Raw genomic sequence first — 26,477 nt, 5'->3', positions numbered from 1 at the left:
ATGCGGGCTTGTCGAGAACCGCCGCCCCGCTTCGTCGTAGGGATGGCGACCCTGCCAAGCCGCTTCACAAGGATCCACGATGAAATCACTGCTGCTCGTCTCCGCCCTGCTCGTTGCTGCCGCTGCGCAGGCCGCTCCCGTGAGCTACGAGATCGACCCCACCCACACCTACCCCAGCTTCGAGGCCGACCACATGGGCATGTCCTACTGGCGCGGCAAGCTCAATCGAAGCGCCGGCACCATCGTCTATGACAAGGCCAGCGGCGCCGGCAGCGTCGAGGTGACGATGGACCTGGCCAGCATCGACTTCGGCCTGGACGCGATGAACGCGTGGGCCACGGGCAAGGACTTCTTCAACGTCGAGAAGCACCCCAGCGCCGTCTTCAAGGGCCGCTTCGAGGGGGGCGCCCAGGGCGGCGTGCCGACCCAGGTGGTGGGCGAGCTGAGCCTCAACGGCCAGACCCGGCCCATGGTCCTGGCCATCCACCAGCTCAAGTGCATGCCGCACCCCATGCTCAAGCGCGACTTCTGCGGCGCGGACGCCTCCGGCAGCTTCAACCGCGAGTCCTTCGGCCTGGCCGCGGGCAAGGACTGGGGCTTCAAGATGGACGTGAACCTGCGCATCCAGGTGGAGGCCGTGGCGCGCGAGTGAACCGCGGGCGGGGCAGGGGCCGGGTCGCCAGGGCCAGGCCCTTGCTGCTGGACCCTGCCCGGATGCAGCCGGCAGCCGCATGCAGTGTTGTGCAAAGACACGGGGGCCAGGTCTTGCGTCGGCCCGGGTGTGACCTGCGCGTGAAGATTTTCTCCATTTCGTCGCCTATCGGGCCGGGGCGCTCGCCGCCCCTCCTAGACTGCCCTGGTCATCACGAACCAAGCAGGACGACATCGATGAAGAGTCTGGTCAGCGCAGCAATTGCCCTTCTCGCCGCACAAGGCGCCTGGGCCGGGGACACCGCCGGCCTGGTGGGCATCATGAACACCTCCGGGACTGTGGAAGTCAACAACTTCGTCAACCCGAAGATGATCTGGACCGTCTACAACGTCAACGACCCGGCCGAGGAAGCCTATGTGCTGGCCTATGTGGCCTACAAGAAGCTGGGCAAGCACACGCCCTCCATCGAGTGGACGGACGCCCAGAACAAGCCCGTTGACCGTTGCAAGTTCGATCAGACCACCGTCACCAAGATGCCCTGGGTCCACACCCTGACCTGCAAGTGGGGCGGCCGCCTGCCTGACGGTGGCATCCGCTTCACCGTCTTCAACACCTTCGAGGGCCAGAAGGAGAAGGTCGGCGAGATGTTCATTCCGCCGAATACCAAGTAGGCCCTTGCAGTGCCGGGGCCACGGCTCGCCGCCGCGGCCCGACCGCCTGGTCTGCCGTCATGGACGGCGCATGCGCTTGAGCAGGTCGCTCAGGTACAGGTGCTTCTGGCCATTCACGAGCGTGCTTCGGGTGGCAGGGGGAAACACCAAGAGGCGGGGCGGGCGGACCAGCCAGCGGTCCTGCTGGGCGGGCTGGCTGGTGTCGCCGGCGATCTCCATCGCGCCACGCCAGTGCCCGACGATCGCTGCGGAGGGCAGTGCCGATTCGCACCGGGCGGCGAACGTCGGAATGGCCTCGACGGGAACGTCTGCATACCGGCTCAGGAACAGCAGATAGCTCGCCCCGACCTTCAGGAAGGGGACATAGCCGAACTCGAACAAGGCCCCTTCTGCGGTGTTCTTGATGGCGAACTCCACGCGCCCCCTGTACCGCGCACCGCAGGGCTGCCCGCCAGCCGAGACTTCGCGAGCCTCCAGGACGGTTGACGCTCGCCGAAAGCTGACCCACGGTCAAATTTGAGTCGGCGCCAACAGCCGCTAGACTAACTCGCTCGGACCGTGCGCCGCGTGGGCGCCAGCGGCAGGACCCACGCCCCCACCGTCGGGACCACCCGACGCAGCCTGATGCGGGGAGGGCGGCCCTCCGGCCCGAGGTCCGCGCACACCGCCAGCAGGTGGCGGGGCGTGGGCCGGAACTGCTCGAAATGCCACGCCGACGCATCCGGGTCCAGCGCCGGCGCTGCCGTCATGGTCACGGTCGCCTGGCAGGGGTAGTGGAAGCTGAACTGGTCCAGGGGAAGGGACAGCCCCATGCCGCGGGCCTTGATGTAGGCCTCCTTGAAGGTCCAGTACTGGAAAAAATGATCCGCGAAACCCGAGGCGGGCACGGCCATCAGGGCCGAGACCTCCTGGGCAGTGAAGCAATGCCGAGCGAGGCTTGTCGTGACCGGGCGGTGCATCCAGTCCTCGGTGTCCACCCCGAGGACGCGCCGCCGGGTGACGCCCATCACGACCAGGCCGGCGGTATGGGACACATTGAAGTCCAGCCCGTTGCCCAGCGCGTGGCGCAGGTCGATGGCGGGGCGTCCGTAGCGATTGATCGAGAAGGCCCACGCCCCAGGAGGCACGGGCGCATAGCGCGACAGCACGGTGCGCACCAGCGCCCGGGTGAGCACGAACCGCTTCCGGTCGCGGTCAAAGACAAACGTCCCGGCCTGCGCGCGCTCGTCATCGCTGAGCAGCGTGCGCAGCCGGTTCAGCAGGGCCGGGTCGCTCGCCTCGTCCTCGAAGGCCAGCCACAGGTCGATGCCCTCGACATCGTCCGGGGCCGCCCGCTCGAAGCACTCATTGCCCGCGCCCTGCTCAGGCCGGCACCAGTTCATCGATGTCGAAGTAGCCGCTGTAGCCCTTCATGTAGACGGCGGCCCGATGACCGAAGAGCACGACGGCATCGCTGCGTGTCTCGAGCTCCGGGTAGTCCTTGCGCAGCGATCGCATCCTGGAGCCCACCGGATGCAGCCGGTTCCAGGCCGCGATCTTCTCGACCGCGCTGAGCGGTCGCTGCTCCACGGCGCGCGGTGCAGGTGCCGGTGCGACTGCGGCACTGGCAGGTGGTGACGCCGTCTGCTGCCTGATGGCCAGGACCAGCCGTGTCAGCACATCGCCATGCCCCAGTTCCTCGAAGTTCAGGGGGCGGCCCTGCGCAGTGGCGCTCGCCAGCAGGCCCTGGATGCTCTCGCACCAGCGCACCGGGCTGGCGATCTGCTGGGCGATGCCCTTGGCGACCGCATCGGGCGCGTAGGCGCTGGCGCTGGCGTTGGCGATGACAGGCACCGTTGGCGGCGAGAACGTGAAGCCCTCGAGAAAGGCAGCGAAGGCGGCCTGGGCCGGCTGCATGTACTTCGAATGGAAGGCCCCGCTGGTGTTCAGGGGATAGAAGCGGGTCTTGCCGACCCGCAGCAGCGGCTCGGCCTTGGCGAGCTGCTCGGCCGGCCCCGAGATCACCAGCTGGGAGGGCGTGTTGTAGTTGGCGACGCTCACGTCATCCAGGCCGGCCTCGAACAAGGTCCGTTCGATGAAGTCCTGGCTGGCGTTGAGAATGGCGGCCATGGCGCCGCCCGACACCTGCGCCATCAGCTCGCCACGCTTCTTGACCAGCCGAAGGCCGGTCTCGAAGGAATAGCAGCCGGCCGCCAGCAGGGCATTGAACTCGCCCAGGCTGTGGCCGATGAGGTAGTCCGGCCGGCGCCCACCCGCCTGCATCTTGCGGAGATGGTTCAAGGCGTTCACGACATACAGCGCGGCCTGGGTGAAGCGCGTGTTGTTCAGCTCATTCCGCGGGTCTTCCAGGCACAAGGTCCTGATGGAGTAGCCCAGAACCGCATCCGCCTGAGCGGTGAGCTCCGGGAACTGGTCGAACAGGTCGCCACCCATGCCCTTTTCCTGGGACCCTTGCCCGGGAAACATGAAGACAGTGAGGGCTTGGCCCTGGGCGGGCGCTGGAGCGTGGTCGGTCATAGGGGGAATCGGTGGTGAGGGGCGAATACGTCACGAGGCACTGGCGGGCACGCCTGGTGTTGACGGCTCCGTGCTGCGGTTCGACGTCAGGCGCATGAAGGGCAAGGTCAGGGCGGTGCTGACCAGCGCCATCAGGATCAGGGCGGCAAACATCGTGCGGGACACCACGTGGGCGTCCAGCAGGATCGTGGCGACCACCAGTTCCATCAGCCCCTTGGCCTGGGCCAGCGAGCCGAGCTTGAGTGAGAAGCTCCAGGACTCGCCGGTCAGCCGCGCCGCGACCGAGGTGCCCACGACCTTGCCGACGATGGCGCAGGCCGTGACCAACGCGGTGATCTCCGCGAAGCCCGCCGCATGGAAGTCCACCAGGACCTTCAGGCCCGTGCTGATGAAGAAGAAGGGGATCAGGACATTCACGGTGATGGGCTGCAGCTGCGCCAGCAGGGTCTTGCGCCAGGCGGCGGGAACAATCGCGCCCGCGATGAAGGCGCCCAGCAGGAAATGCAGGCCCAGGTACTCGGTGGCTGCCGCGGAAGTCATGGCCGTGCCACAGACGGCAATGATCTTGGCCCCGTCGGAGACCGCCGGCCGCCGTGCCACGGCCGCCAAAACGGGGCGCACGACCAGGAACACCAGCGCCACATAGGCGGCGATCAGCGTCGCCATGAGCAGCAGGTTGCCCGCGTTCGCGCCCTCGGCATGGACGAAGGACAGGAAGACGGCCAGGAGGATCCACAGCATGCCGTCATTGCCGGCGGCCAGGGCCAGGGCGAACTGGCCGAGGCGCTGGTGGGTGAGGTCCAGTTCGCGCAGCATGGCTGCGAGCACCGGCAAGGCCGTGACACCACAGCAGATGCCGACACCAATGGCGAACTCCAGCACGGAGCCGTTCTCCGGCATGGCAAAGGGGTACAGGGCACACACGGCAACCCCTGCCAGCGCGCCCAGCAGCAGCGGCACCACCATGCTGGCCATGGAGATCATGCCCAGCTTTCTGCCGCTGCCCTTCAGGAAGCCGGCATCGAGGTGCACCCCCGTCAGCACGGCAAAGAAGAAGAGGGCAAGCGAGGACACATGCGACAGAAAAGTGAGGGAACCAGGTGGAAACAGGCCGGCGTACAGCTCGGGCGCCAGCCGGCCCAGGCCGGAGGGGCCCATCAGGATGCCCAGAAAGATCTGCATGACGACCAGCGGCACCATCGAGTGCAAGCGCAGGAGGCTGGTCAGCGCCGGCGGCAGGGCAATGATGAAGAAGGCCTGGGCCAGGAATATGAAGATGTCGCTCATGTCACCCACGCGTGGTCAAGTCAGGCAGATCTGGCATTGAAGAAAAGACGCCCGGGCTTCTCGATTTCCAATCGATGTCATGGCGCAGGCGGGCAGGCTTCTGCCCTTTGAAACTCCGGAGCGCAGGGCGCCCACGGAGTCATTGGTGAGTCTATGGGTCGGTCTTCTGTCCGTGTCATGGATGGCCACTAACACGGCAGACGAGCGCCTTTAATCGCGCGCATCATAAGCCAACGACAAAAGCTTCTGTCAAGAACTTGTCGGACTGCAATCTGGCGTGTTAGCTGAATGCAGCCGGGCGCCGCAGTGGCAGCGGATCTGAACAATTCAGAAGGTCTTGAATTGCTTCTCTTTGTTCATTCATAAGCTGATGACCCCCGGGGCATGAGCTTGACTGATGTCATGAATATTGACTTATGATCGCCGCGGGAATGGAGGTCAAATGACAAGTTAGCAGAATGGCTGACTGTCATTGACGTGCAGGAAACTCATGGGCATCTCTCCAGGGGGGTGCCGTCAATGCGCAGCGATTGTTGCGGCCGGGGTAACCGGGCCGTGACGGTCTGTTCGAGCGGGGAGGGCTGCTTGTCACTGGACAAGCGCGCTGCCCTCAACAATCCCTTTCGTGAGCGGGCTCCACCGAGTCTGGGAATCCCTTTGTCATGGGAAGCCTGGGGTGGTGAATGCGTCGGCGCGCGCACCGAACACTGCCTGGGGTGCATGTCAAAGAGTGCGAGTCGACGTTAGGTTAGCGAGGGGCGGTGATGAACGAGCTGTGGTCGGGCGTTGGGGTTGGCTATCTGGTGTTTCCGCTCCTGCTGGCGCTGAGGCAGAGGCAGCGGCTGGAGCCGCTGATCGCACGCGCGTCGGGGTCTGATGCCCCTCCCGCGGCGGCGCCCGACGCTGGTGCCCTGGACGAAGGCATCGAGCGGGAACTGCGGGCATGGCTGGCGGCGCAGCCTGTGCAGCCGGGCCATGACGGACCGGCCATGGCCCCGGCGGCTCCCGGCAACCTGGCCACTCATCCGGCGCATTGGCCCCAGGAATTGATGGCGCTGTATGGGTTCGCGCTGGATGAGAAGACGCTCCAGGACGCGTCGTTCCGGGCCTGCCTGGAGCTGTGGAGTGCACGCATCCTCGAGCGCCAGGATCTCTCGGTCTGGGACGACATCCGGCTCGGACCGGTCCTGGTGCCGCTGCTGTTGGCCTGTGACCGGGCGCATCCCGGCCTCCTGGCCGAGCGGCCGTCCGCGCTGGCTGGGGTGGCCGGCACGCTGGGCACATCCACCCAGGCGCTGCTGCGCCAGGTGGGCCTGGCTGACGCGGCGGCGGGCGCGATCGCGCCCTGGCTTGGGCTGCTCCATGGCGCTGCGACCTTCAGGGACGAGCTGTGGAAGGCTGCCACCGACCCCGTCACCGACCCCTTCGTTTGCATCACCTCCGCCCTGTCACGGCCAGCTTCGCTCGGCACGCTCGACCTGCTGGAAGCCCATGTCCTGCGCCAGTTCGAGGCCCCGGCGTCCGGGCGGCCGACGCGCCTGGCCGTGCTTGGCGACGAGGACGGCACCTGGACCCACCGCCTGCTGGAGCGAATCCGCGCGCAGGATGTGCAGTCCGGACGGCCGGCGGCGGTGGCGCCGCGGGCGATCGCCGTGCGCCTGCTGGGCGATGTGGACGAGGGCGCCGCGCCCAGCCGGGCGCCGGACCTCCGGCCGACCCTGCCGGTCGTCGCATGGCATCCGGCCCTGACGGACCTGGACGGCACCGCCCTGGCGGATGTGCTCCCGGTCTGCCTTCTTGCGGCGGATCGCCTGGCCGACCCCGACGCCGATGCGGAGTGCCGCTACCTGCGATGGCTGGTGGACCAGGGCGCGCAGGCACCGGTGGTCTGGATGCGTCACGGCCAGGTTTTTGCGGACGGTGAGTGGGCCGGCGGCCCCTTGGCGCGGCTGATCGCCGCCCTGGCGACCCATCTCGGACGAGGGTCGACCCTGGAAGGCGCACCGCTGCTGATGCGCCTGGGCGCCTCCGGCCTGTTCCCCAGGCAGCCGCCGCAGGGCTTTCCGAGCCTGGCGCGGCGCTGGTGGGGCAGTCTGACGGTCTTCGAGGCGCGCAACTACCGCATCCGTCCGGGCCGCGCGGCGGACCTGCCGACCCTGGTCTCCCTGGAAGCAGCCTGCTGGCCCCTGGAGCTTCGCATGCCTGACGCCACCCTGGCGCGCCGCGTCGAAACCCATGCCGAAGGGCAGCTCGTCGTGGAGGTCGACGGTGAGGACGGTCGGGCCGAGGTGGTCGGCGTCATCTACTCCCAGCGCATCGGCGCGCTTGACGAGCTGGCGTCCGTGGAGGCCACGACGGTGGACGCCTTGCACCGACGCGCAGGGCCGATCGTCCAGCTGCTGGCGGTCAACGTCGACCCGGGCTACCAAGGCCAGGGCCTGGGGGACCAGCTCCTGGAGTTCATGCTGCAGCGTAGCAGTGGCCAGTCGGACGTCGCCTCCGTGGCCGCGGTGACGCTGTGCAAGGATTTCCACCAGCAGTCCGCCCTGGACATGCAGGCCTATGTCCGGCATCGCAATGGTGCCGGGGTGCTCGCGGACCCCATCCTGCGCTTCCATGAGTTGCATGGCGCGAGCATCCTCAAGACCCTGCCGGGCTACCGTCCCCGTGACACCCGCAACCTGGGCTACGGCGTGCTGGTCGCCTATGACCTCGCCCGGCGCGCGCGCCTGGAGGTCTGGCAGCAGCAGGCGCGCCAGGCGCCCGCCGCCGGGCCGGCGCTGAACGGCGACGCCACCGCGCCGTCGCTGCCGGACGCGGCCGCCCTGCACGACTTCCTGGCCACCGCCCTGCGGCGCATCCTTCGCCAGGACGAGTCGCTGCCGTATGCCCCCGACCTGCCGCTGATGCAGGCGGGTCTGGACTCCGTCGGCCTGCTGGAGCTGGCCGAGGCCCTGGCGGCCTGGTGCAAGGTGCCGCTGGACGCGACCTTCCTGTTCCGGAACAACACCCCGGCGCGCGTGGTGGCGCACTTCGACGCCCTGAGGCGTGAGGCGCTGCCGCCGGCCTCGCCGGGCCATGCGCCCGAGTCCGCAGGGCTGGAGCGCCGGTCTGCCGCCCGCGCACCCGAGCGGCCCGCACCCGCAGTGGCGCCCGATGCCGCGCCAGCCGGCGTCAGCCTCCCGCCCGGGGCCATTGCCATCGTGGGCATGGCCTGCCGCCTGCCTGGAGACCTGGACACGCCCGAGAAGTTCTGGGAATGCCTGGAGGCCGGCACCTGCGTCGTGGGATCGCTGCCGGCCGGGCGCTGGGAATGGCCCCAGGACATCGACCCGGTTCGCAGCCACCCCGGCATCGATCAGGGGGGCTTCCTGAGCGACATCCAGTCCTTCGATGCCGGTCTCTTCCGCCTGGCGCCCAAGGAAGTCACGACGATGGACCCGCAGCAGCGCCTTCTGCTCGAACTCGCGTGGGAGGCCATGGAGCGGGCGGGCTACGCGCGGGACGCCATGGCCGGCAGCAACACCGGCGTCTACGTGGGCGCCAGCGGCTCCGACTACCGGCTGCTGATGGAGTCCGAGGGCGTCGCGGTCGAGCCTCACCTCGCCACGGGGGGCTCCATGGCCGTCATCGCCAACCGGATCTCCTACACCTTTGATTTCCGCGGTCCGAGCCTGCAGATCGATACCGCCTGCTCGAGCTCGCTCGTGGCGCTGCACCAGGCGGTGCAGGCCCTGCGCCAGGGGGAGTGCGACCAGGCCCTGGTCGCCGGGGTCCACCTCATGTGCCATCCGGGCAATACCGTCGCCTACTACAAGGCCGGCATGCTGTCCCGGGACGGGCGCTGCAAGACGCTGGACGAGACCGCCAACGGCTATGTGCGTGCCGAGGGCGGCATCCTCTTCATGCTCAAGCCCCTGGAGCGGGCCATGGCGGATGGCGACCCCATCCATGCCCTGATCCGCGGCGGCGCCTGCAACCATGGCGGGCTGACCAGCGGGCTGACCGTGCCCAACCCCGATCGGCAGGCCGACCTGCTGCGCGCCGCCTGGGCGGCCTCGGGTGTGAGTGCCGAAGCCATCAGCCATGTGGAGATGCATGGCACCGGTACCCGGCTGGGTGACCCGATCGAAGTGCGCGGGCTGACGGACGCCTTCCTCAGCCGGCCCGGGCCGGCCCCGCATGCCGGCTGCGCGATCAGCTCGGTCAAGAGCAATCTCGGGCATCTAGAGGCCGCGGCGGGCCTGGCAGGCGTGCTCAAGGTCGTGCTCAGCATGGCGCACCAGACCCTGCCCAGGACGGTCAACTTCAACCGGCTCAATGCCCAGATCCGCCTCGACGGCACGCCGTTCAGCGTCGTCGAGACCCTGCGCCCCTGGCCCGCGGGTCCGCAAGGTGCGCCTCGCAGAGCAGGCGTCAGCAGCTTTGGCTCCGGTGGGGCCAATGCCCACGTGGTGCTGGAGGAGTACGTGCCCAGGGCCGCCCCGGCGGTGCCCGCGCCCGCAGCAGGCCGCGAGCTGCTGTTCCTGATGTCCGCCCACACCGAGGTGCAGCTGCAGGCCCGGGCCCGGCGGCTGCTGGAACATTGCCAGCGTTGCGAGCGCGAGGGTTCGCCACTCGAGGCGCAGGCCCTTGCCTACACCCTGCAACGCAGCCAGCCCATGGCGCACCGGCTGGCCCTCGTTGCGTGCAGCGTCGGCGAGCTGGTGGAGCTGTTGAGCGCCTTCCTGGCAGGCCGCGGGGCCGCGCGTATCTTCCGCAGCCCGGCGGCCGGTGAAGCGTCCCTGGCGGAGCTTGTCCATCACAACACGGATGTGCAGGACATGGTCGGCGCCTGGCTGCGCGACGGGCGCCTGGACCAGGTGGCCCGGTGGTGGGCCCAGGGTGTCGAGGTTCGCGCCTGGGAGGGCCTTTATGAGACCTTGCCGCGGCGCCTTGTCCTGCCCTGCTATCCCTTTGCCAGGGACCGCCACTGGATCCCCAGCGCCCGGGGCCCTCAGCACGCCTTCCGCGAGGCCAGCGAGGCCGCTCAGGCCTACCTCGGGAAGCCCGCCATGGCCGCCACGCCAGGTGGCCAGCGCCTGGACATCGCGCTGGAGGGGAGTGAGTTCTTCCTGGCCGACCACCGCCTGCAGGGCACGCCAGTCCTCCCCGGTGTCGCCTACCTAGAATTTGCACGCGAGGCATGGAACTGCCTGAGCAGCTCAGCGCCCGTGGCGGCGGCGTTCCAAATCAGCGATGTGGCCTGGCTCCGCCCCTTCCTGGTCAGCCGGCCCGAGCGGCTGCTGATCAGCCTGGTCCGCCAGCCCGCCCGGTCCGGCGAGACCGCGGCGGAGGCCTACCGATACGAAGCGCATGGGGCCTCTGACCCCTCGGCCCTGCATGGCTACGGCACCCTGCAGTCCCTGGCGAATGAGCCCGCGCCCCGGCTGGACCTCCCGGCGCTGCAGCAGGCGCTGGGCCGTGAGCCGCTGCCGACCGGCAGGCCAGGCACCACGGCGGAAGACTGCTACCAGGCCTTCGAGCGCATGGGCCTGTCCTACGGCCCGGCGCACCGCGCTCTGCGCAGCGTGCGCTGGGGGCGTGACGAGGCGGGTCAGCCCGCCCTCCTGGCGGACCTGGCGCTGCCGCCTTGCGTGGCCGATTCCCACGCGCAGTTCGTCCTGCACCCCAGCCTGATGGATGCGGCGCTGCAGGCAGGCCTTCTGCTGGCCAGCAGCACGCAGCCGGACGGCACCGCCGCGGGCGGCCTTCCGTTCTCGCTCAGGCGCCTGGTGTCCTATGGGGCCTGCCCGGACCGCCTGTGGGTCTGGTGTCGCCTGCGCAAGGGCAGCGCGGGCGCGCGAGCCTCGCTGCCCGCGGTCGACCTGGCCCTGTGCGATGACACGGGCCGGGTCTGGGTCCGCATCGAGGAGCTGGTCTTCCGCCCCCTGCAGGCCAGGGTCGAGGCGCCAGGCTCGACGCAGGTCCCGCGGCCCTCGTCGCCCCAGCTGCTTCGCATGGCGTGGGTCGACCAGCCGCTGGCGGCCGTTGCGGCCCACGGCCCGGAGGAGGCCATGCCCGCGGGTGCGCATTGGGTGATCCTCTGTGGCGAGCGGGCCCAGCTGGACCCGCAAGCCGTGGTGCTGCAGGCCAGCCTGCCGGAGGCCTCGATCCAGGTCATGGAAGGCAAGGCCGCAGGCGGCGATCAGGGCTATGCGGACATCGCGGCCCAGCTCTTCGAGTTCCTTCAAGGCCTGGCGCGTCGCCGGCCCGGGGACCGTGTCGCGGTCCAGGTGGTGGTGCCTGGCGACGGTCCCGGCCGCGTGCTGCAGGGCCTGGCCGGCCTGGCCCGGGCGGTCCGCATGGAGCATCCGTGGCTGGTCGTGCAGGTGCTCTCCTTTGACGCCAGCGCCAGCCTGCCGGCGCTGGCGCTGCAGCTGCGATCCAACCGCCTGGACGAACAGGCGGTGCAGCTGCGCTACCGCCAGGGCCGGCGCCAGGTCCTCGTGCCCGAGGCCCTGCAGGGAACCGTGGTGCCGACGCCTGGCGGGCCGCAGCCCTCGCCCTGGCGCGAGGGTGGCGTCTACCTCATCACCGGCGGCGCGGGCGGGCTCGGCCTGGTCTTCGCGAGGGAAATCCTCGCGCGGGCGCAGGGCGTCACCGTCGTGCTGCTGGGGCGCTCCGAGCTCACGCCGGCCGTACGCCAGTCTCTCCAGGACCTGCAGGCCCCGGCCGGTGCCGTCGTGCGCTACGTGGCCGTGGACATCAGCCACCAGGCCGCCCTGGACGCCGCGCTGCAGGACTTGCTGAAGACGCACGGGCCGCTGTCCGGCGTCATCCATGCGGCCGGCCTGACACGCGACGAGTTCATGATCAGGAAGCGCCGCGAGACCTTCGAGGCCGTTCTGGTGCCCAAGGTGGCCGGCACGATCAACCTCTACCGTAGCACGCGCGACTGCCAGCTGGACTTCTTCCTGTCCTTTTCCTCCATCGTCGGCACGACCGGCAACATCGGCCAGGTCGACTATTGCGCTGCCAATGCCTTCCTCGACGAGGCGGCGCATTGGCATGCCGAGGTACCCGAGCGGCGCCATGGCCGGGTGCTGTCGCTGGCATGGCCCTTGTGGCGCGAGGGCGGCATGGGGCATCAGGCGGGCGTGGCCGAGCACTTCGAGCAGGCGCTCGGCCTCACGCCCATGGAGACGCAGGACGGCCTCGCCGCCTTCTACGCTGCACTGGCCGAGCCATCGCCGCACCTGGTGGTGGTGAACGGGTCCATGGAGCGGACCCGCGCGCTGATCATGACGCCAAGCCCCAGGCCTGCGTCTGTGCCGGCTGCGGTGGCCCGGCCCTCGGCCCCGGCGGCATCGACGCCAGCACCGGCACCCGTTCGCTGCGTCGGGCAGGGAGAGGTCGAGGCCTATCTGAAGTCCATCATGGGAGCGGTGCTGGGTCATGCGCCCTCGGCCCTCGCCGCCGACGCCGCCTTCTCCCGCTACGGCCTGGATTCCATCCTCGCCCTGGACATCATCCGCAAGCTCGAAGAGGACCTGGGCGGTCTCTCGAAGACGCTCTTCTTCGAGTACGAGAACATCCGCCAGCTCGCGAGCTACTTGCTGGAAGACTACGCCGACCGGCTGGCCACCTGCCTGCAGCCGGGGCTGGCCGATGCCGTGCAAGCTCCACCGGCGAGCGCGGCCCTGGCGGTGTCTGCGCCTCTGGCTGAAGCCCCCGCCAGCGTGCGCGAGGCGCGCGCCGGCCGCCTGCTGCGCAAGGCAGCGCTGCAGCAGGACGCCGCCAGCCGCCAGACCCTGGCTGACATCGATGGCGCGGCGCCGAAAGGCGTTGCCTTGCTGGAGATCTGGCCGGAGGTCTACATCGACGCTCGTGCCCAGGGCTATTGCCATGTGCTGGTGGACAAGCGCCTGTTCTTCGCCACGCAATACGCCGGGCCCGCCGCGCACCGCGAGGCCTTCTTCACGGAGCTGCTCGCCTACTGCCAGCAACAGGGCCTGGCATTCGCCTACCTGGATCTGACGGAAGGACGCAAGCCGGACCTCGAACGCGCTGGCGGCCTGCTGGCTTGCCCGGTCGGGGCCGTGCAGGTGATGGAGAGCCTGCCTGCCTTCTCCCTCGCAGGGGGACGCATGCGGCGGCTCCGCTACATGGTGGAGCGCTACCGCAAGCTGGGCGAATGCCGGACGGTGGAATGCCGGCAGCTGGAGCCGGGGCTGGTCCGCGACATCCAGCGCGTCATCTGCGCCTGGAGCGAGATGAAGAAGGTCGTGAACAACGTGGACCTGGTGCTGGAGGAGATGCGCAACGGCAGCCTCCTGGACCGCTACCGCGTCTTCCTGACCTATTTCGACGGCAGCCTGCAGAACGTCATCATGGTGTGCCGGGAGCCCGACGGCTACCTGATGGACCAGGAGTACTACCTGCCCGACATGCCGCTGGGCGGGACCGAGCATGCGGTCGTCGAGATCGTCGCCTTGCTGGCCGCGGAGGGGTGCGAGCGCTTCAGCCTGGGCCTGACCTGGGGCCTGTTCGAGCTCGGTTCCGAGGACGGCGATCCAGAGGGGAGCGCCTTCCTGGCCGGCACGCAGACGCAGCTTCAGCAGATCCTCGAGCGCGGCAAGGCCAACCGCCAGTACAAGAGCAAGTACGGGACGCGTGACTATCCGGTGCACCTGTACCGCCGGGCGGACAGCGACCCGAGCCTCCTCGCCAGCTGCCTGAGCCAGTTCTTCCGCCAGGGGATTTCCTACCTCGAGGTGCAGCGGCGGTGCGCCCCGGCGGTGACGCAGGTCTCGGCCCGCGCCGAGGCGGATCACTTTGACGCCACCAAGGCCGACCCGGCCGCCATCCGCATCGACCTGATCAGCGACTCCTGGGCGCATCTGAGCTATGCCTTCATCGGCGACCGCTCCGCCGCCCTCGGGGCGTGCCAGAGCCCTTCGCAGGCTCCGGAGGCGGGCGGCGAGCTCGCGGCGCTGTTCGGCTTCGAGGCGTCCCTGCTGACCACGTCCGGCCGCGCGGCCGAGCGCCTGTTCTTCCAGACGGCGCGGCGCAGCGGCAAGAAGCGCGTCCTCCAGAATCTGCTGTTCGAGTCCACGCTGCACAACCTGGTGAAGGGGGGCTTCGAACCCGTCGAGATACCGGACCCCGAGGCCCTGCGGCCCGACGCCACGGCTCTGTTCCGGGGCGGCCTGGACCTGCACCGGCTGGAGCAGGCCCTGGAGGCCGAGGCGCCCGCGATCGCGATGGTGCTGGTGGAGCTCTGCAACAACGCCACTGGCGGCTATCCGCTCTCCCTGGCGCAGCTCCAGGCGGTCGCGGCCCGATGCCGCCGCCATGGCGTGCCCCTGGTCCTGGATGTCACCCGCATCCTGAAGAACGCCGAGCTGATCCGGCGCCATGAACCCGGGCAGTCGGGCCGTGAGCTCTGGGACATCGTCCGCGCCATCACCAGCGAGGCGGATGCCCTCGTGGGCAGCCTCTGCAAGGACTTCGGCCTGGATGTCGGCGGACTGCTGGCTTCCAGGGATCCGGCTTTCGTCCGGAATTCGCAGGGGCTGGGCCGCGTCGAGGGCGGGCTGCCGGCTGAGCTGGAGACCCAGCGCATCCAGCGGGCTCTGGCCGATCGGGACTTCCTGGCCTCGCAGGTGGCGCGTCAGCTGGACCGGGTCCGGGACCTCCACCTGGCCCTGGCCCGCGAAGGGGTGCCCGTGATCCAGCCCGGGGCAGGACACTGCGTGCTCGTCCGGGTGGACTGCCTGCCGCCGCTGGCAGGACGGGCGCATTCCCGCGAGAGCTACCTGCGCCTGCTGCTGGAGCGCTATGGCATCCGCGGCGGCCTGCACCTGGTCGGCAACCTGCGCGACGCCGCCCTCAACCAATGCGTCCGTCTGGCCCTTCCCCTGCAACTGGAGGACCCGGCCCTGCTGGAGGCCTTGTCCGGCGCCCTGAAGGCGTCCCTGGTCGGGGCGGCACATGCCACGCCCGACCTGCTGAAGCGAGCCCGACACGACGCCGCGCCGAAGCCTGTCTCGCCGGCCCCGGCAGCTGCCGATGCCGATGCCGATGCCATCGCCGTGATCGGGCTGGCGGGGCGCTATCCCGGCGCGGCCACCCTGCAGGCCTTCTGGGACCTGCTGCTGTCCGGCCAGCAGGCCATCACGGAAGTGCCGCAGGAGCGCTGGGACTGGCAGTCGCACTTCGCGGCCGATCCCGAGCAGGCGCTGGCCGAGGGCAAGTCCTATGGCAAGTGGGGCGCCTTCCTCGAGGACTTTGCCGCCTTCGATCCGCTGTTCTTCAACATCGCCCCGATCGAGGCCGGCTTCATGGACCCGCAGGAGCGGCTGTTCCTGCAGGCCTGCTGGCATGCCCTGGAGGATGCGGGGCGTGCCCCGTCCACCCTGTCGCCGGCACAGCGGGCGAAGGTGGGGGTCTTCGGTGGCATCACCAAGCAGGGCTTCAACCTGCACAGCCTCGACCATGCCCAGCCCTACCAGGGCACGTCACTGGCGGCCTTGGTCAACCGGGTCTCGCACTGCCTGGACCTGAAGGGGCCGGCGATGGCCTACGACAGCCATTGCGCCTCGGCCCTGATCGCCATCCATGAGGCGTGCAACTACCTGCGGCGGGAGCCGGACGGGCTCGCGCTGGCGGGGGCCGTCAACCTCAACCTCCATCCCTCCACCTACGCTCAGCTCTCGAAGATGCAGGTGCTGGCGGCGAACGCATCGAGCGCCGCCTTTGCCCGCGAGGCCACCGGCTATGTGCCTGGCGAAGGGGTGGGCGTCGTCGTGCTGAAGCGCCATCAGCGTGCCCTGGCGGACGGTGACCCGGTCTATGCCGTCATTCGAGGCAGCGCGGTGAACCACAACGGCCGGATGAACCGATTCGGCATGCCCAGCCAGAAGCAGCAGGAAGCGGTCATCCGCGAGGCGATGGCGCAGGGGGACATCGACCCGCGCACCATCAGCTACATCGAGGCCGCCGCCCATGGCTCGCCCGCCGGAGATGCGATCGAGATGGCGGCACTGACCCGCGTGTTCGGTGGCCAGCGGCAGCAGACCGAAGGCAGCTACCGGATCGGATCGCTCAAGCCCAATATCGGCCATGGCGAGGCCGTGTCCGGCATGGCGCAGCTGACGAAGGTGCTGCTGGCACTGAAGCACCGCCAGCTGCCACCCACGCTCCTGATCGGGGCCCCGAGTCCCGCCATCGACTTCGCGGCACTGCCCTTCGAGGTCCACCAGACCCTGGCGGACTGGGCGCCGGTGCAAGTGGAAGGGCGGCCCGTCCCCCGGCGTGCCGGCATCACCTCCACGGGTGCCAGCGGCCTCAACGCCCACCTGGTGGTGGAGGAACACCTCGCCCCCGATGCCGCACCCGTGGCGCAGGACGGTGAGCCCGTCGTCTTCGTGCTCTCCGCGCGGGACCGGTCACGCCTCAAGGCCTATGCACGCCGATGGCAGGCCTTCCTGACGGCCGGAGGTCCGCTCGACCTGGTATCCCTGGCCTACACCCAGCAGGTCGGTCGGGACGCCATGGCCTGCCGCCTCGCCGTGGTCGCGCGCTCGCAGGACGAGCTGGCGGGCCAACTGGCCCGATGGTGTGACGACGCATGCCCGGGCGACGATCCGGACGTCCATGGGCCCGGTGCCGAGGAGGTGGGGTCAGAGCCGCCCGCGGCCCTTGCGGACGATGCGCCGCTGCAGGCCCTCCGTGCCGCGGCACGACGCTGGGCGGCCGGAGCCGCCGTCGACTGGCAGGCGCTGCTGCGGCCGGGCCTTCAGCCGCGTCGCCTGGCCGGCCTGCCGACCTATCCCTTTGCCGACGGTCTCTACTGGACGGGGCCTGCGAAGGGGCAGGGGACCGAGGGCCGGCGCGCGGCGCCGCCCACGCCCGTGCCCACGCCCACGCCCACGCCCACCGCACCCGCGCTCGCCGAGGGCTTCCTGCCCAGGTTCGCGGCCTTGCTGGCGGATGCCTTCCAGATCCCCGCCGAGGCCTTCGACCTGAACCGCCCCTTCGAGGACTACGGCATCAATTCCTTCCTGGTCAAGCTGCTGAACAGCCGGCTCGCCGAGGTGTTCGGTGCCCTGTCCAAGACCCTGCTGTTCGAACATCAGACCGGCATGGCGCTGGCCCAGCATCTGCTGGCGAAGCATGCGCCGGCCTGCGCGCGCCTGGCCGGCGTCGCCCCGGCAGCCCCCGCCCAGCCGATGGCCCAGGCCACCGCAGCGCCGGCACTTGACCTCGTCGCGGCAGCGGCCCTGGAGCGCTCGGAGCCCGTGCGGCGGACCCCGAAGTCCAAGGGCGCAGCCGCGGCCGCCTGGGATGAGCCCGTGGCCATCGTCGGGCTCAGCGGTCGCTACCCGCAGGCGGCCACGCTGCAGGCCTTCTGGGCGAACCTGCAGGGCGCCCGAGACAGCATCACCACGATCCCCCCGGACCGCTGGCCCCTGGACGGCTTCTACGAGTCCGATGTCGAGGCGGCCATCGAGAGCAGCCGCTGTTATGGAAAGTGGGGCGGCTTCATCGACGGCTTCGCCGAGTTCGATCCGCTGTTCTTCAACCTGTCGCCGCGGGAGGCCGCCAACATGGACCCGCAGGAACGCATCTTCCTGCAGGCCTGCTGGGAGGCCCTGGAGGATGCCGGCTACACCCGTGCCCGCATCGCCAGCCAGCACCAGGGGCGCCTGGGCGTCTTCGCCGGCATCACCCGCTCGGAGTTCAGCCTGTATGGAAACGACAAGCTGAAGAAGGGCAAGGCACCCTTCACCTCGTTCTGCTCGCTGGTCAACCGGGTGTCCTACTTCCTGGATGCCAACGGGCCGAGCATCCCCATCGACACCATGTGCTCCTCGTCGCTCGTGGCCGTTCACGAGGCCTGCGAGAAGCTGCGGTTCGGCGAGTGCGAGATGGCCATCGCCGGCGGCGTGAACCTGTCGCTGCATCCCTACATGTACATCAGCCTGAGTGCGCAGCGCATGCTGTCCCAGGATGGCCGCTGCAAGAGCTTCGGCCTGGGCGGCAATGGCTATGTGCCAGGTGAAGGGGTCGGCGTGATCGTGCTCAAGCCGCTGTCCGCAGCGCTGCGGGACGGTGACAGCATCCACGCTCTGATCCGCGGCACCAGCGTCAACCATGGCGGCAAGACCAACGGCTACACCGTGCCCAACCCCAAGGCCCAGGGGCAGGTCATCCGCCAGGCCTTGGAGCGCGCCGGTGTGCATGCGCGTGCCATCAGCTATATCGAGGCCCATGGCACCGGCACGGAGCTGGGCGATCCGATCGAGGTCACCGGACTGTCGAGTGCCTTTGCCCAGGACACGCAGGACCGGGGCTTCTGCGCGCTGGGATCCGTGAAGTCCAACATCGGCCACCTGGAGGCGGCGTCCGGCATCGCGGGGCTCACCAAGGTGCTCCTGCAGATGAAGCACGGCACCCTGGTGCCCAGCCTGCATGCGGACGAACTCAATCCGAACATCGACTTCGACGCGTCGCCGTTCTTCGTCAATCGCGAGCTGAGGCCCTGGCAGCGGCCCCTGATCGACGGCCAGGAACAGCCGCGGCTGGCCGGCGTTTCCTCCTTCGGCGCCGGCGGCACGAATGCGCACGTCGTGTTGCAGGAGTACGAGCCCCCGCCACCGAGGCCCGCGCCTGCCGCGGCGGCGGCCGATCCCGTGCTGATCGTGCTGTCCGCGAAGAAACCGGACCTGCTGGAGCGCTATGCGCGGGACCTGCTGGTCCATGTGAAAGAACCCGCCTACCGGGGCAGCACGGGCGCACAGCGCCTGCAATCACTGGCCTACACCCTGCAGGTCGGGCGCGAGGCGATGGAGGCCAGGCTCGGCCTGGTCGTGAGCTCGGTCCAGGAACTGGAGAGCAAGCTGCAGAGATTTGTCGACGGCGACAGGTCCATCGAGGGCATGCAAGTGGGTCGGGTTGGACGGAGTAGTCACCATGTCGATTGAAAAGAACGTCGTCAACGAAATGCTCGAACGCTGGATGCAGGGGCAGACGCCTGACTGGTCCCGCCTGTATCCCGAGGTGCCGCCGGCACTGTCGGGCGCACCGACCTACCCGTTTGCGAAGAGCACGTTCTGGGTCCACGCAGACCCGGCCCCCGGCGGCGCCCCGCCCGCGGCACCGGAGCGCCCGACCGCCTCTGTTCCCCTCTCAATGCTTTCAACGCCTTCAATGCAGGACCCCGTCATGCAGATCTCCCTGAGCCGCCCCCTGGACCATGAGGGCCGCCAGTACGGGGGGCAGCGCCTCAGCGCAAGGGTCGAGCTGAGCTCGCTGGCCGCCCAGCCGCCGCATGCGCCCGCCGCCCAGCCGGTGGGGTCTACTGTGCAGGCCTCCGCCACCGAGCCTCGCGCCGCCCTGCCATTCCTGACCGAGAGCCTGGCCCGCCTGCTCCTGGTGGCACCGGAGCGCGTCGGTCCCAGCGATTCCTTCGAGGCGCTGGGCGTCGATTCCCTCGTGGGCAATGAATGGCTGCGCGAGATCCGCAGGAGCTATCCCGGCACGGCCCTCGGCCTCGGGGACCTGGCCCGCATCGGCAGTCCGGCGGCCCTGGCGGCGGCCCTCAGCGCCCCTGACACGGGCCGCACCCAAGGCGCCGGGCAGGCACGGCCGGCGGAGGCACGGCCCATGGCGCCTGCATCTATGCCTGTGCCTGTGCCGGCACCGGAGCCAGCGCCAGCGCCACTCGCGAGCCCCGCTGCATCGGCGCCGGCCCCCCTGGCGCCGCGCCACGACCGGAAGCGTCTGGTCGGCGAGCTCGCCCTCAGCCTTGCCAAGGCGCTCTACATGGACGCAGAGCAGATCGACACCGAGCTGCCCGTCGTGGACATGGGACTGGATTCCATCATCGGCGTCGAGTGGATCCACCAGATCAACCGAAGCTATGGGGTGTCCATCCAGGCCATCCAGGTCTATGACTATCCCAGCGTCGCCCGGCTGGCCGACCTGCTGGGCTCCTTGCTGGATGCCGCCACCGCCGCCACCGCCGCCACCGCCGCCACGCCGGCTGTCCGCGCGCCCGCACCGGCCGCGCCGCCGGAGTCTCCGGTGTCTCCGGTGTCGCTGACACCCGCTCCGGTGAGCGCCCCGCCAGCGGCCGTGCCGCTGGCCAGCGCCCCGTCGAGCCGCCTTCGCCAGGACCTTCAGCAGCAGCTCATCGAGAGCCTGGCCAGCGCGCTGTACATGGAGGCCGCGGAGATCGACACCCAGCAGTCGTTCATGGAGATGGGGCTGGATTCCATCATCGGCGTGGAGTGGATCCATGGGCTGAACCGCAAGTTCGGCGTCTCGATCCAGGCCATCCAGATCTACGACCATCCCAACATCGACACCTTGACCACGCTGCTGGCGCGCCTGGTCGGTCCGGCCGAGACGGTACCGGAGAGTGACCCGGTGGTGGAGGTCCGGCCCGCGGCGCAGGCTGCCATCGCGCCGGCCGCCGTGGCGAGCACCACGGCGCCCGTCGGCGTGCCGCCGGCGTCAGGCGCCGACCCCTTGCTGGCGGGCCTGCTGGAGAGCCTGGCGGCCTCGCTGTTCAAGCAGCCGCAGGACATCGATGCCGGGCAAGGCCTCGAGGCCGCGGGCATGGACGCTGTCGTCGCGGAGGAATGGCTGGGCCAGCTCAATCGCCGCCATGGGACGGCCTTGCGCGTCGAGCAGGCCATGGCCCTGCCCAGCCTTGTGGATCTGGCCCGGCTGCTGGGCGCGGGGCCTGGCCAGGTCCCCGCGGGCCTGCCCACGCCAAGCGCACCGCCGGCGGCGGCCCCTGCCGAGCGGGCTGCTGACACACGCCCGGATCGCGGCGCCTCACCGGCGCTGGAGCCCATTGCCATCATCGGCATGTCGGGTCGGTATCCCGCGGCCAAGGACCTCGACGCCTACTGGTCCAACCTGGCGGCCGGCAGCTGCGCCATCACCGAGATGCCCCTGGCGCGCTGGGACGCCCGCAGCTTCTTCGACGCGCAACCCGGCCGGCCCGGCAAGGTGTACAGCCACTGGATCGGCTTGCTGGACGACGTGGATCACTTCGACCCGGCCTTCTTCAAGATCTCTCCCGCGGAGGCGCAGGAGATGGATCCCCAGCATCGCCTCTTCCTGCAGGAGGGCTACCGGGCCTTCGAGCACGCCGGCTATCCCATGCAGGCCCTCGATGGCACCAATTGCGGCGTGTACCTGGGCATCATGAACCAGGAGTACCGTCAGCTGAGCGCCCACGGCGCGGTGACGGCGCTGGAGCGGCACAACAGCTATGCCATTGGCGCCGCGCGCCTGGCCTACCACCTGAACCTGAAGGGGCCGGCCCTGCCGGTCGACACGGCCTGCTCCTCGGCGCTGGTCGCCATCCACCTGGCCTGCCAGGCCCTGCGCAGCGGCGAGATCGACATGGCCCTCGCCGGCGGCGTCACCCTGTACCTGACGCCGCAAGGCTATGTGGAGATGTGCTCCGCGGGCATGCTGTCGCCGGACGGCCGGTGCAAGACCTTCGATGACAAGGCCGACGGATTTGTGCCGGGCGAAGGGGTCGGGGCCGTGGTCCTCAAGCGGCTCAGCGACGCCGAACGCGATGGCGACCCGATTCTTGCGACCCTCATCGGTTCCGGCATCAACCAGGACGGCAAGACCAACGGCATCACGGCGCCCAACCGCGAGAGCCAGTTCGAGCTGGTCTCCGGCATCTACCGCAAGTACGGCATCGAGGCGTCCACCATCAGCTACCTGGAGGCCCATGGCACGGGGACGAAGCTCGGTGATCCCATCGAACTGGCGGCCTTGCGCGATGCCTTCCGCCTGCAGACGCAGGCCCGGGGCTTCTGCGCCATCGGGTCGGTGAAGAGCAATATCGGCCACACGTCCGCGGCGGCGGGCATTGCCAGCCTGCACAAGATCCTGCTGTGCCTGCAGCATCGCGAGCTGGTCCCCACGCTCCACTACGACACGCCGAACCAGCACTTCTGCTTCGAGGAGTCGCCCTTCTATGTGGGCACCACGCGCAAGCCCTGGACCTCAGGTGCCGAGGCCCCGCGGCGCGCCGCCCTCAGCTCCTTCGGCTTCAGCGGCACCAATGCCCACCTGGTGGTCCAGGAGTACGTGCGCCCCCGTCCCTCGGAGCAGGGCGCCACGGGGCCCTTCCTCCTGCCGCTGTCGGCGCGCGACCCGGAGCGTCTGGCGGCCTACGCAAGCCAGCTCCTGGCCTGGCTCCGCCGCCAGGACAGTGCGGGCGCCAGCCTCTCGCTGGCTGACCTGGCCCACACCTTCCAGGTCGCCCGCAAGGCCATGCCGGCACGGGTGGGCCTGCTCGCCCATTCGACGGCGGAGCTGGAACGCCAGCTGACCGCCTTCGTCCAGCACGACACAAGCTGCGAAGGGCTGGTGCGGGCGGCGGGGCCGCACGCGGCGAGCCCCCTGGGCGCACTGATGGAGGGCGAGGATCTGGCCATGCTGGTGCAGACCCTGCTGCAACGCGGCAAGCGGTCCACGGTCCTGGCGCTGTGGGTGCAAGGGGCGGACATCGACTGGCGCTGGCTCCACCCGGGGGCCGGGTCGGGCTCGCTGCCGCGCCGGATCGGCGCACCGACCTACCCCTTTGCGCCGCAGCGCCACTGGGTGTCGGCGCCGCTGCCGCAGGCCACGCTGGACTCGCTGCCACTGTCGACCTCCCGGCAAGCCGGGCGTCTGCAGGCCGAGGCCGGCGCGGCACCGGGCACCCGCTTTCACGGCGTGCTCACGGGCGATGAACCCTTCCTTCGAGACCATCGCATCGCTGGCGTGCCCATGATGCCGGGCTCGGCCTACATCGAGTACGTCCGCGAAGCCGTGCAGGCGACCCTGGGCGCGCAGGCGCCGCTGAGCCTGGAGCAGCTGAGCTGGCTGCAGGTCCTGCCCCTGGACGCGGGACCACGGCGCCTGCGCGTGGAATGCCGCCGCGATGACGGCCTGGATGTCGTCCAGGTCGAGGTCAGCGCGGCACCTGCCGGCGAGCCTGAGGCCGCGTTCAGCGCCTACTGCCGCTGCACCGTGCGCCCGCGCCCTGCCATGGAGGTGACGGCGCATGACCTGCCGGCGCTGCATCGGCGCTTCAACAGCGCCGACGCGCTGCGCGGCACGCAGGCTCGCCAGGCGCTGTACGAGCGCTTCGACCGCCTGGGCATGGCCTACGGGCCCTCCCACCGGGCGGTGCAGGAGATCCACCTCGGCACCCGGGAGGCGCTGGTCAGGCTGAGCCAGCCTGCCGGGTCCACCGAGGCCCCCGCAGACCAGGGACTGGACCCGGGCCTGCTGGACTCGGCCCTGCAGGCCATGCTGTGCCTGATCGGCAACCAGGTGGCGGACAACGTGCCGGTGGTGCCCCATCGCATCGGACGTGTCGACGTGCAGGGCCCGACCTCGAGCCGCATGTGGGCCTGGCTGCGCATGCAGGCGGGCGATGCCGGCTGGACCTTCGACATCGACCTCATGGACGAGCAGGGCGCGGTCCCGGTGGCCCTGCGCGACGTGGTGGTCAAGGCCATGCCGACGGCGGCGGAGGAGGCCGTGCTGCTGCAGCCTGCATGGACCACGCGCCCCTTCACGCCCGCTGCGGCAGGGGAGGGCGCCGGCACTTGGGTCGGTGAACGCCATGTCTGGGTGCTCTCGCATGATGCGGCGCCCGTGGACGTCGGCGATCCTGCCGGCCCGCGCGCCCGGGCCCTGTTCAAGGACCTGCTCGGGGAGGGCGCCCGCACGCAGGCGCTGGACCTGCAGGCGGTGGCGGAGCGCTTTGGCGCCCAGGCTGAGGCCCTGTCGGGCAAGCTGCGCGAGCTGCTGCTCGCCGGCATCACGCAGCCGACGCGGGTGCAGCTGCTCGTGCCGGGCGATGAGGCCAGCCGCTTCACCCAGGCTCTGGGCGCGCTGCTGAGGACCGTCCAGCTCGAGCATCCCTGGCTGCAGGGCCAGCTGGTCCTCGTGCACGGCGAGGCGCTGGACAGCCTGCCGGCCCTGCTGGAAGCCGAGGCACGGCAGTCGCACGAGCCCTGCGTGCGCTACGTCGGCGTGCGGCGCGAGGTGCTGAGCTGGGAACCCTGTGAAAGCCGTCCGGAGGCCGCCTCGGCCAGCCGGCCGCCCTGGCGGCAGCAGGGTGTCTACCTGATGACGGGGGCCGGTGGCGGCCTGGGGCGCATCGTCGCGGAAGCCATGGCGGTGCAAGCCAGTGCCAGCGGCGCCGCATCCGGCATGACCTTGGTGCTGACCGGCCGGTCCGCGGCCAGCGCGGCGACGCTTGCCCTCATCGAGCGTCTGCGCGGCAGAGGTGTCCAGGCACACTACCACGCCATGGACGTCGCGGATGCGCAGGCCGTGCGCCATCGCGTCGAGCGCATCGTGGCGGAACATGGCGCGCTGCATGGCGTCGTCCACTGCGCAGGCCTGCTGCGAGACCGGTACCTGCTGCGGAAGTCCGCGGCTGAATTCCACGAAGTGCTGCGACCGAAGGTGAGCGGCACGGTGAACCTGGACCTGGCGACCCGCTCCCTGGGCAGCCTGGACTTCTTCCTGCTGTTCTCGTCCGGCGCCGGAGCGGTGGGCAATGCCGGCCAGGCGGACTATGCCGTCGCCAATGCCTTCATGGATGCCTATGCGGCCCATCGCAGCAGCCTGGGACGCGAGCGCAGCGGACGCAGCCTTTCCATCGCCTGGCCGCTGTGGCTCGATGGCGGCATGACGGTCGACGCGCAGGTCGCGTCCGAGCTGCGCAGCAGGCTGGCCATGACCCCCATGCCGACACCGGCAGGCATCGAGGCCCTGCTCCGCGCCCTGGCCGGGGACGCGCCGGCGGTCTTCGTCAACCATGGACAGCGGCGGGACATCCTCGCCCTGGCCCGGCGCTCCTTCATGCCCGCGGAGGCCGTCGTCGCCGACCACGGGGTGGCGGCGCCCCGGCCTGCCGCCGAGGCGGGCGCGGGCCTGCCCCTCGCCGCAGGCCTGGTGAAGGATGCCCTGATGACGGTGCTGAAGCTCCCCGCCTCGCAGATCAGCGAGACGGAGCACTTCGAGAACTACGGCATCGACTCGATCAACGCCGTCCAGCTCATCCACGAGCTGGAGCGCGTCCTAGGCCAGCTGCCCAAGACCCTGTTCTTCGAGCACCGGACCTTGCGCGAGGTCGCCCAGTACCTGGCACGCGCCCATGCCTCGACGCTGCAGGACCGCCTGGCTGCAGGCGCCCTGGCGTCGGCCTCTCCGGTGCCGGTGCCGGTGCCGCAGCCCGCCCCCGAGGGGCTGCGCGCCGCCGGTGCGGGCCCGGACGAGCCGCAGGCTGCGCGCGCCCCGCTGGCTGCGCACGCCCCGCTGGCCCCTGTCGAGACTGGCGGGGCGGGCGCAAGCGACATCGCCGTGGTCGGCATGTCGGGCCAGTACGCGCAGGCCAGCGACCTGCAGCAGTTCTGGGACAAGCTGCGCGAAGGTCAGGACTGCATCGAGGAAGTGCCCGCCCAGCGCTGGGACTGGCGCGACTACTTCGATGCCGACGGTCATCGCGCCGGCCGGCATCGCAGCAAGTGGGGCGGATTCGTCGAAGGCGTGGACGAGTTCGACCCGCAGTTCTTCAACATCTCCCCGCGGGAGGCCGGGTCCATGGACCCGAAGGAGCGCCTTTTCCTCCAGCAGGTCTGGACCGCTCTGGAGGACGCAGGACTGCGGCCGGAGGACCTGCAGCGGCGTGACGCGCAGGGCCTGGCGTCCCTGGCGGGCGTGTACGTCGGCGTGATGTACGAGAACTACCAGTGGCTGGCCGCCGAGATGGGCGAGCAGGCGCCCGCCGGTCTCACCGGGGGCAGCTATGCCAGCATCGCCAACCGCATCTCCTTCTTCCTGGACCTGCACGGCCCCAGCGTGGCCGTGGACACCATGTGCTCCAGCTCGCTGGTGGCCGTCCATCTGGCCTGCCGGGACCTGCTGGCAGGCGAAGTCGGCCTGGCGATCGCCGGGGGCGTCAACCTCAGCATTCATCCCAACAAGTACCGGATGCTGAGCTCTGCCGGCTTCATGTCGCCGCGGGGCCGGTGCGAGAGCTTCGGCCGCGATGCCGAGGGCTATGTGCCGGGCGAGGGCGTGGGCGTGCTGCTGCTGAAGCGCCGCGTCGATGCGGAACGCGATGGCGACCGGATCTACGGCCTGATCAAAGCCAGTGCCGTCAACCACGGCGGGCGGACCAACGGCTATACCGTGCCCAACGCGGCCAGCCAGGCCGCCGTGATTGCCAAGGCGCTCAAGGAGGCCCGGGTCGATCCCCGCTCCGTGGGCTACATCGAGGCCCATGGCACCGGCACCCGCTTGGGCGATCCCATCGAGCT

At 70.0% G+C, this 26,477-nt stretch carries 8 protein-coding genes (1 of these 8 running past the window's edge); 4 read left to right on the top strand and 4 right to left on the bottom strand.

The window, feature by feature from the left end; all coding sequences use genetic code 11:
• The first annotated feature begins 79 nt into the window (after positions 1-79).
• Together ABDJ40_RS06595 and ABDJ40_RS06590 are read left to right on the top strand one after the other, a co-directional pair.
• Complete coding sequence (locus tag ABDJ40_RS06595) at positions 80-652, top strand: YceI family protein (protein WP_347607801.1); 573 nt, start codon at positions 80-82, stop codon at positions 650-652.
• A gap of 236 nt (positions 653-888) precedes the next feature.
• Complete coding sequence (locus ABDJ40_RS06590) at positions 889-1,323, top strand: hypothetical protein (protein ID WP_347607798.1); 435 nt, start codon at positions 889-891, stop codon at positions 1,321-1,323.
• A gap of 57 nt (positions 1,324-1,380) precedes the next feature.
• Here ABDJ40_RS06590 and ABDJ40_RS06585 read toward each other — a convergent pair whose 3' ends face one another.
• From ABDJ40_RS06585 to ABDJ40_RS06570, 4 genes are all read right to left on the bottom strand, one after another.
• Complete coding sequence (locus ABDJ40_RS06585) at positions 1,381-1,740, bottom strand: hypothetical protein (RefSeq protein ID WP_347607795.1); 360 nt, start codon at positions 1,738-1,740, stop codon at positions 1,381-1,383.
• Between the two features lie 125 nt (positions 1,741-1,865).
• Positions 1,866-2,705 (bottom strand): 4'-phosphopantetheinyl transferase family protein, encoded by an 840-nt coding sequence (locus ABDJ40_RS06580; protein ID WP_347607792.1) that lies wholly within the window; start codon positions 2,703-2,705, stop codon positions 1,866-1,868.
• Complete coding sequence (gene fabD / locus ABDJ40_RS06575) at positions 2,686-3,789, bottom strand: ACP S-malonyltransferase (protein WP_430765611.1); 1,104 nt, start codon at positions 3,787-3,789, stop codon at positions 2,686-2,688. Before fabD ends, ABDJ40_RS06580 begins: the two co-directional genes overlap by 20 nt.
• Before the next feature lie 81 nt (positions 3,790-3,870).
• Positions 3,871-5,127, bottom strand: a complete 1,257-nt coding sequence (locus tag ABDJ40_RS06570; RefSeq protein WP_347607786.1) for a cation:proton antiporter — start codon at positions 5,125-5,127, stop codon at positions 3,871-3,873.
• A gap of 764 nt (positions 5,128-5,891) precedes the next feature.
• Between ABDJ40_RS06570 and ABDJ40_RS06565 the strand changes: the two genes are divergently transcribed.
• Complete coding sequence (locus ABDJ40_RS06565) at positions 5,892-19,097, top strand: SDR family NAD(P)-dependent oxidoreductase (protein WP_347607783.1); 13,206 nt, start codon at positions 5,892-5,894, stop codon at positions 19,095-19,097.
• Positions 19,087-26,477: the 5' portion of an SDR family NAD(P)-dependent oxidoreductase gene (locus tag ABDJ40_RS06560; RefSeq protein WP_347607780.1), read on the top strand. 9,076 nt of this gene lie beyond the right edge of the window; the window shows 7,391 of its 16,467 coding nt (coding positions 1-7,391); its start codon is at positions 19,087-19,089; the stop codon falls past the right edge of the window. Before ABDJ40_RS06565 ends, ABDJ40_RS06560 begins: the two co-directional genes overlap by 11 nt.

The organism is Roseateles flavus (assembly GCF_039872765.1).
In the GTDB taxonomy this organism is placed as follows: domain Bacteria; phylum Pseudomonadota; class Gammaproteobacteria; order Burkholderiales; family Burkholderiaceae_C; genus Roseateles_B; species Roseateles_B flavus.
This window is presented reverse-complemented; position numbering and strand designations above follow the sequence as displayed.